Source organism: Kitasatospora purpeofusca, from assembly GCF_000718025.1.
GTDB classification, from domain to species: domain Bacteria; phylum Actinomycetota; class Actinomycetes; order Streptomycetales; family Streptomycetaceae; genus Kitasatospora; species Kitasatospora purpeofusca.
Genome location: NZ_JODS01000068.1, coordinates 1 through 6,658, shown reverse-complemented (window position 1 = coordinate 6,658; position 6,658 = coordinate 1). Strand labels below are relative to the sequence as shown.

Below are 6,658 nucleotides of genomic sequence, written 5' to 3'. Positions count from 1 at the left end.
GGCCGACATGGGCTTCCTGCCGCAGGTCACCGAGCTGCTGGAGCAGGTGGCCGAGGGCTGTCAGACGATGCTCGCCAACGGCGTGAAGGCCGCCGCCCTGCACGGCGGCAAGTCCCAGCCGCAGCGCAACCGGACCCTGGAGCAGTTCCGCAACGGCCAGGTCACCGCGTTGATCGCCACCAACGTCGCCGCCCGCGGCATCACCCGCGTCAGCGCCGGTGACGAGGAGCTGGCCCGGATCACCGGTGCCCGGGTGCCCACCGGCATCCCCACCGTGATCGAGGCCCCCGTCGTCGAACGCCCCCGCCGCGGCACCTCCACGAGCCGCAACCGCCGCAGCCGCCCCGCCCGCCCCGTCGGCGGTGCCGGTAGCGGCGGCGGTACCGGTGCGGGTTCCGCGGGCCGCCGCCGGGCGCCCAGGCGCGCCACCGCGTCCGCGTAGGGACGCAGGCCCGGAACGCCGCTCGCGGTGTCCGTCCCTGCCCCGATCCCTGTGCACCGCCCCGCCGGAACCGACCCCCTGGAGTCCGCCCATGACGCTCACCCTCGAACGCCCCGCGACCACCGCCACGGTCGGCGACCTCATGCGCCGCCCCGAGCTCCAGATCAGCGACGACGTCATGGTCGACGTGGCGATCGACATCCTGAGCAGTTCCGGCGCCGACCACGTCCTGGTCCGCGACGACGACGGCTGCTGCGCGGGGCTGCTGTCCCGCGCGCACCTCGCGCCGTTCGAGGTCCGCTCCCGGATCTCCGAGCGGATCCCGGTCCGCGACATCGCCTTCGACCGCGGCCCGTTCGCCACCGCCGACCAGCCCGCCGCCACGGCGGCGGCCGCCATGCGCGCCCGGGGCCTCGCCGTGTGGCCGGTGGTGGACCACGACGGCCACGCCGTCGGTCTGTTCGACCTCTAGAACACGTCGTTCGGATCGCGTCGGCCCGCCCGGCGCGATCCGAACGACCTGCCGCCGTCAGGCGGCGCCGGTGACGCCCGGGGCGATGAAGCGGCGGTGGAGCGGCAGGAACTCGGTCTCCGGTTCGCCGGTGATGCCGGCCTCCCGGACCGCGGCCGCGAGTCGCTCGGCGAAGAACTGCTCGAAGGCGGCGCGCGAGGTCCACACGTCGACCACGCGCAGCGCGCCGGGCTCGAGCCAGGCCACGTGCATCAGGGCGCCCTCCGGAGCACGCTCCTCCCAGCCCACCGCCACCCGCGTGGCGTCGTACTGCTCGGGTGTGACCCCGGCCCACCGCATCGACAAGACCTCGGCCATCGCGAACACCCGCTCCCGTCGCGTGCGCCGCCGGCGGCCCGGAGGCGCCTCCTCTCCAGGAGACCGCAGAACGTCGCCGACCGCATACTGTCACCCGTTCGGGGCAGGGACACGGGGCTGGGAGCCTGCGGCGGCCTTGTTCTTGAATGGTCGCTCATGTATGTTCCTGCCATGCCCAGACCCCGTGAGTTCGACCCCGACGCCGTGCTCGACCAGGCGATGCGGCGGTTCTGGGAGCGCGGGTACCGGGCCACCTCCATCGAGGACCTGGTGAAGGCCACGGGCGTCAAGCCCGGCAGCATCTACAGCGCGTTCCCGGGGGGCAAGCACGCGCTCTTCGTGAAGTCGCTGGAGCGCTACTCGAAGCTGGTCGTGCCGCAGAAGCTGGGCGAGCTGGACTCGCCCGGCGCGTCGGTGGCGGAGGTCCGCGGCTACTTCGACGGGCTGGTGCGCGACCTGCTCAGCCCCGAAGGGCGCCAGGGCTGCCTCCTGGTCAACACGGCGATCGAGAAGGCCGCCGAGGACGACGAGGCGGCGGCCGTCGTGCGCGGCCACCTGGCGCGCCTGGAGCGGTGCATGACCCACGCCCTGGAGAACGCCGTCCGCCGGGGCGAGGTCCGGGCCTCGCTGGACGCGGGTGGCAGTGCCAAGTTGCTGGTCGCGACCTGCCAGGGGCTCATGGTCGTCGGCAAGGCCGATCCCGACGAGGCGGTCCTGCGGGTGATCGTCGACAACGCCTTCCTCGCACTCGCCTGACGACCCGTCAAAAGGGCTGCCGTACGCGGCGGCCCCTTTTCTCGGCCCAATACTTGAATGACTACTCAAGAACGAGGTTCGGACATGAAGGCCATTGTCATCTCCACCCACGGCGGCCCCGAGGTGCTCACCGTCACCGAACTGCCCGACCCGGTGGCCGCGCCCGGCGAGATCCTCATCAGGGTCAGGGCGTTCGGCCTCAACCACGCCGAGGCGTACATGCGCAGCGGCGCCTGGGGCCAGGTGGCCGCTGTGCCGGGGATCGAGTGCGCCGGCCTGGTCGAGGACGACCCGTCCGGCGAACTCCCGCCCGGCACCCGGGTGGTGGCGATCCTCGGCGGCATGGGGCGGACCCGCAACGGCAGTTACGCGGAGCTGGTCACCGTCCCGGCGACGAATGTCGTGGCCGTGGACACGCGGCTGCCCTGGGCCGATCTGGCCGCGGTGCCCGAGGTGTACGCCACCGCGTACAGCGCCCTGCACGGCAACCTCGCCCTCCGGGCCGGGGAGACCCTGCTGGTCCGGGGCGCGACCTCGGCGCTCGGGCAGGCCGCGGTCAACCTCGGTGTCCAGCACGGGGCGAGGGTGCTCGCCACGACCCGCAACCCGGCGCACGCGCCCCTGTTGGAGGGGCTCGGGGCCACCGGAGTCCTGGTCGACGACGGCCGCCTGGCGGCGGAGGTCGAGCGGCGGGGCCTGGTCGTCGACGCGCTGCTCGACCTGGTGGGCAACACCGTGCTGCGCGACTCGCTCGCCGCGGTCGGGCCGCGCGGTCGGGTCTGCCAGGCCGGCTTCCTCGGCGGATTCGCACCGGTGGCGGACTTCGACCCGATAGCCGACCTGCCCAGTGGTGTCCGGCTTAGCTTCTTCGGCAGTGCCTTCGTCCTGGGCAGCCGGGCCTTCCCGCTCTCGGAGGTTCCGCTGGACGCGATCTGCGCCCAGGTCGAGGCCGGCGTCCTGAAGGCCCGCCCCGTCCGGGTCTTCGGCTTCGACGAGATCGTCGAGGCCCACCGGGTGATGGAGGCGGGCCGGGCCCTGGGGAAGATGGTCGTCACGCTCGACCGACCCGTCGGCACCCGCGGGGCGGACGGCGTTCGCGGCTCGTAGGGCCGGCGGCACCGGACCGGCCCGGTCGCCGGGTCGGTCCCGTCGCCGGGTCGGCCCCGTCGCCGGGCCGGCCCCGTCACCGGGCCCGACCCCGTCACCCGTTCGGGTGAACACCGGGGTGTCGGGCAAGCCGGGCCGTCGATGACGCCGAAGGCCTCACGTACGAGCCCGCGAGCGGCGGGCTCCCGGCCGGGACAGGAGCACGATGCCTCCAGAGCACATCGACACCCGGCTGCTGGTGGAACTCACCGAGCAGTCGCAGGACCTGAACAGCGACGCCTCGCGGATCACGCGGAGCGCGCTGGCCGACTTCGGACAGGCGGTCGAGCCGGTCCGGCGCCGGTGGTGGGAGCGCGGCGGGGCGCTCGCCGCGGCGGTCGGGACGGTCGCGCTCCTCGGCGGGCGCCGGGCCTTCGCCGACAGCCCCTCGCCGTCGGGCTCCACGGCCGACGACATCATGGCGCTGCAGACCGCCGCCTCGATCGAGAACCTGGCGGTGAGCGTCTACCGGACCGCCGCCGGCCTGCCGTTCATCAAGGACGGCAACAAGACGGTGGCCGCGTTCATCGCGAAGACCACCCAGCAGCACGAGGCCCACGCCCAGGCGTTCAACGCCGCCGCCACCCAGGCCGGCGGCCAGCCCCAGAACGGCCCGGACCCCAAGTACAAGGCCGTGGTCGACCAGGCGCTGCCGAGCATCAAGGGCCCGGCGGACGTGGTGAAGCTGGCCATCACCCTGGAGGACGTGGCGGCGCAGACCTACACCAAGAACGTGTCCCAGGTGAGCAACGCCGACCTGCGCAGGCTCTTCGCCTCGGTGGCCCCGGTGGAGGCCCAGCACCGTGCCACCCTGCTGGCGGTGCAGGCGCTGCTGGCGGGCAACGCCGCGGACCTGGTCACCATCCCGGTCGACCCGTCCAAGCTGCCCGCGGCGGCCGGCAGCGTCGGCTTCCCCGACGCCTTCTACCACACCGACAACGCTTCCCCGATCAGTGAAGGGGCCGTGAAGTGACGACCACCGAGGGCGGCTGGGCGCTCCCCATCAGTGAGCGCGAACTCGCGGGCCTGACGCGCGAGATGCACGAGGCGCACCAGGAGACGCTGCCGGCCATGCGGGCCGGGGCCCTGGACCTGGCGGAGGAGGTCCGGGCCCGTGCGGCCGGCGGGCCGCGCGACCCGGGCCGGCGCCGGTTCCTGCTCGGCGCCGGTGGCGCGGCCGCCGCGCTGACCCTGGCCGCCTGCTCCAGCAGCGGGTCCGGCGGCTCGCCGGAGCCGGCCCCGGGCTCGCCGTCCGGCTCGGCCTCCGGTTCGCCGTCCGGCTCCGCCTCCGCCTCCGGGCAGTACACCGGTGACCTGAAGGTCGTCGCGCTGGCCACCGCGCTGGAGAACCAGGCCGTGGGCGCCTACCAGGCCGCCCTGGACGCCGCGAAGGCGGGCCGGCTCGGCACCGTCCCCCCGGCGGTCGCGACCTTCATCACCACCGCGATGGGCCAGCACGCCGACCACGCCAAGGCCTGGAACTCCGTCCTGACCGGCGCCGGCAAGCCCGCCATCACGGATGTGCCGCTGTCCAACCAGCCGGCCACCCTCCAGGCCCTGGGCGCGGCCACGGACGTCGCCACCGTCGCGAAGCTCGCGCTGTCGCTGGAGGACCAGGCCGCCCAGACCTATCTGTTCGCGACCTACAACGTGACCAGCCCCGGCGGGATCGCCACCGCCGCCACCATCGCCCCCGTCGAGGCGATGCACGCCGCGATCCTCCACTACGTACTGGGCCAGTACCCCGTCCCCGACGACTTCCTGCCCGTCGACAAGGCGGCCAGTCCCAGCCTGCTCACCGTCTGAGCGGGGTCGTCCGAAGACCGGTGCGGGCCCGGGTGCGGGATGTCGAGTCCCTCGCACCCGGGCCCGCACCTCCGCGTCTCACTCCGGGTCGACGACCGCCGCGCCGGCCGCCACGTCCACCTCGCGGCCCGCGACCAGGCGCGCGGTGCCGTCGGCCAGGCGGTAGGTGAGGCCGACCACGGCGGTGCTGCCCTCGGCGACCGCCTCGGAGAGGCAGCGGGAGCGCTCCAGCAGCAGGTCGACGGTGTGCCGGACGTGCTCGGCGATGAAGTCCGCGTCCTCGGTGTGCCCGGCGGCGTTGGCGGCCAGCACGCTCGGGGTCACCCGTTCGACGACGTCCCGCACGTAGCCGGGCGCCGTGGTGCCGTCCGCGACGGCGGCCCGGGTGGCGGCGACGGCCCCGCAGGAGTCGTGGCCCAGCACCACCACCAGGGGGGCGCCGAGCACACTGACCCCGTACTCGATGCTGCCGAGCACCTCCGGCCCCGTGACATGGCCCGCGGTGCGCACCACGAACATGTCACCGAGCCCCTGGTCGAAGATGATCTCGGCGGCGAGGCGGGAGTCGGAGCAGCCGAACAGCACCGCGAAGGGTGCCTGGGCGGGTGCGGTCTCGGTCCGGCGGGCGGCGTCCTGGTTCGGGTGCTCGGGTATGCCCGTGACGAACCGGTGATTGCCGGCCAGCAGCGTCTCGAGGGCTTCCCGGGGGGTCAGAGCCTGTGTGTCGGTCATGGCCGCAGACTATGACGTCCCCGTTCGCGCGGCGTGGGCGGTACCGCCCACCGGGTCGTGGACGCCCGGCCGCCCGGGTTCCCCCGAGGCGTCGGGCGGGCGGCTCAGGTCAGCGGCAGCAGCATAAGGGGCAGGCCGGTGGGACTGGCCGAGCCGCCGGAGGGCTCCTCCGTCACACCGACCCCGACGGCGCCGCCCACGCGGCCGGTGAGCAGCAGCTGCCCGTCGCCCGCGGGCAGCAGGCCGGCCGGGCGCATCGTGCCGCCGTCGCTGAACCAGAGCTGGTACGTCCGCCCCGGCGGCAGGACGGGCATGCCGGTGACGAGGAACGCCGCCTGCCCCCGACCGGCCGACCAGACCACCGTGCCGACGGCAGCGCCGGAGGCCGCGGTGGAGGTGCGCGCGTCCGGGGCGGTGAGCAGGCCGGTGACGGCCGCCTGCTGCTCGCCCTCGCGGCCCGCCCGGGCCTCGGCCCGCTCGGCCCGGTCGTGCTGCTGGACGGCGAGGGCGCCCAGGGCCGTCGCCAGCGCCAGGCAGGCGGCCACCGCCGTCAGTGGCCATCGCGGCGCCGGTCGTGACGCGCGGCGGGACCGGCCGGCGGGCGCGGTCAGGGGCGGGAGCTGGCGGATCTCCCCGAGGCCGGCCAGTACCCGTGCCTTGAGCGCGGGAGCCGGCTCCACCGACTCGGCCGCCCCGAGCCGGGCCGCGGTCACCTCGAACTCGGCGACCTCCTGCGCACAGGCGGGGCACCGGGCGAGGTGGCGCTCGAACGCGGCCCGCTCCTCCTGGGGCAGGGCGTGCAGGGCGTACGCACCGGAGAGGGTGTGCAGGTCGGGTGCCGCGTTCATGAACCAACCCCCAAGCAGTCGCGCAGGCGGATCAGACCGTCCCGCATCCGGGTCTTGACGGTGCCGAGCGGGGTGCCCAGCACCTCGGCGACCTCGGGG

General features: G+C 74.6%; 9 protein-coding genes and 1 pseudogene. 6 read left to right on the top strand and 4 right to left on the bottom strand.

Annotation, left to right across the window (positions count from 1 at the left end; genetic code table 11):
- Both IF01_RS0140610 and IF01_RS0140605 read left to right on the top strand, forming a co-directional pair.
- Positions 1–442 (top strand): helicase-related protein (locus tag IF01_RS0140610; protein ID WP_279617299.1); only part of this gene is annotated, 442 nt, incomplete at its 5' end.
- Positions 443–533: 91 nt separating this feature from the next.
- Positions 534–914, top strand: coding sequence for a CBS domain-containing protein (locus IF01_RS0140605; protein WP_030398655.1), 381 nt, complete (start codon positions 534–536; stop codon positions 912–914).
- Positions 915–971: 57 nt separating this feature from the next.
- Here the strand turns inward: IF01_RS0140605 and IF01_RS0140600 are convergent, their stop codons facing one another.
- Complete coding sequence (locus tag IF01_RS0140600; protein WP_030398654.1) at positions 972–1,271, bottom strand: hypothetical protein; 300 nt, start codon at positions 1,269–1,271, stop codon at positions 972–974.
- Between the two features lie 171 nt (positions 1,272–1,442).
- Between IF01_RS0140600 and IF01_RS0140595 the strand changes: the two genes are divergently transcribed.
- The 4 genes from IF01_RS0140595 (at position 1,443) to IF01_RS0140580 (ending at position 4,979) form a co-directional block, all read left to right on the top strand.
- Positions 1,443–2,027, top strand: coding sequence for a TetR/AcrR family transcriptional regulator (locus tag IF01_RS0140595; RefSeq protein WP_030398653.1), 585 nt, complete (start codon positions 1,443–1,445; stop codon positions 2,025–2,027).
- A gap of 84 nt (positions 2,028–2,111) precedes the next feature.
- Positions 2,112–3,134 carry a zinc-binding dehydrogenase gene (locus tag IF01_RS0140590; protein WP_051757218.1) on the top strand — a complete coding sequence of 341 codons (1,023 nt, stop codon included), beginning with the start codon at positions 2,112–2,114 and terminating at the stop codon, positions 3,132–3,134.
- Positions 3,135–3,339: 205 nt separating this feature from the next.
- The gene (locus IF01_RS0140585; protein WP_030398651.1) at positions 3,340–4,146 is read left to right on the top strand and encodes a ferritin-like domain-containing protein; all 807 of its coding nucleotides are present in this window, start codon (positions 3,340–3,342) and stop codon (positions 4,144–4,146) included.
- Positions 4,143–4,979 carry a ferritin-like domain-containing protein gene (locus IF01_RS0140580; protein WP_233290443.1) on the top strand — a complete coding sequence of 279 codons (837 nt, stop codon included), beginning with the start codon at positions 4,143–4,145 and terminating at the stop codon, positions 4,977–4,979. Before IF01_RS0140585 ends, IF01_RS0140580 begins: the two co-directional genes overlap by 4 nt.
- Positions 4,980–5,057: 78 nt before the next feature.
- Here the strand turns inward: IF01_RS0140580 and IF01_RS0140575 are convergent, their stop codons facing one another.
- The 3 genes and pseudogenes from IF01_RS0140575 to IF01_RS50755 form a co-directional block, all read right to left on the bottom strand.
- Positions 5,058–5,711 (bottom strand): carbonic anhydrase, encoded by a 654-nt coding sequence (locus tag IF01_RS0140575; protein WP_030398649.1) that lies wholly within the window; start codon positions 5,709–5,711, stop codon positions 5,058–5,060.
- A 104-nt stretch (positions 5,712–5,815) separates the two neighbouring features.
- Positions 5,816–6,559, bottom strand: coding sequence for an anti-sigma factor (locus IF01_RS0140570; RefSeq protein WP_030398648.1), 744 nt, complete (start codon positions 6,557–6,559; stop codon positions 5,816–5,818).
- Positions 6,556–6,658 (bottom strand): annotated as a pseudogene (locus IF01_RS50755) (RNA polymerase subunit sigma); the annotation flags it as partial. The gene IF01_RS0140570 and the pseudogene IF01_RS50755, both read right to left, overlap by 4 nt.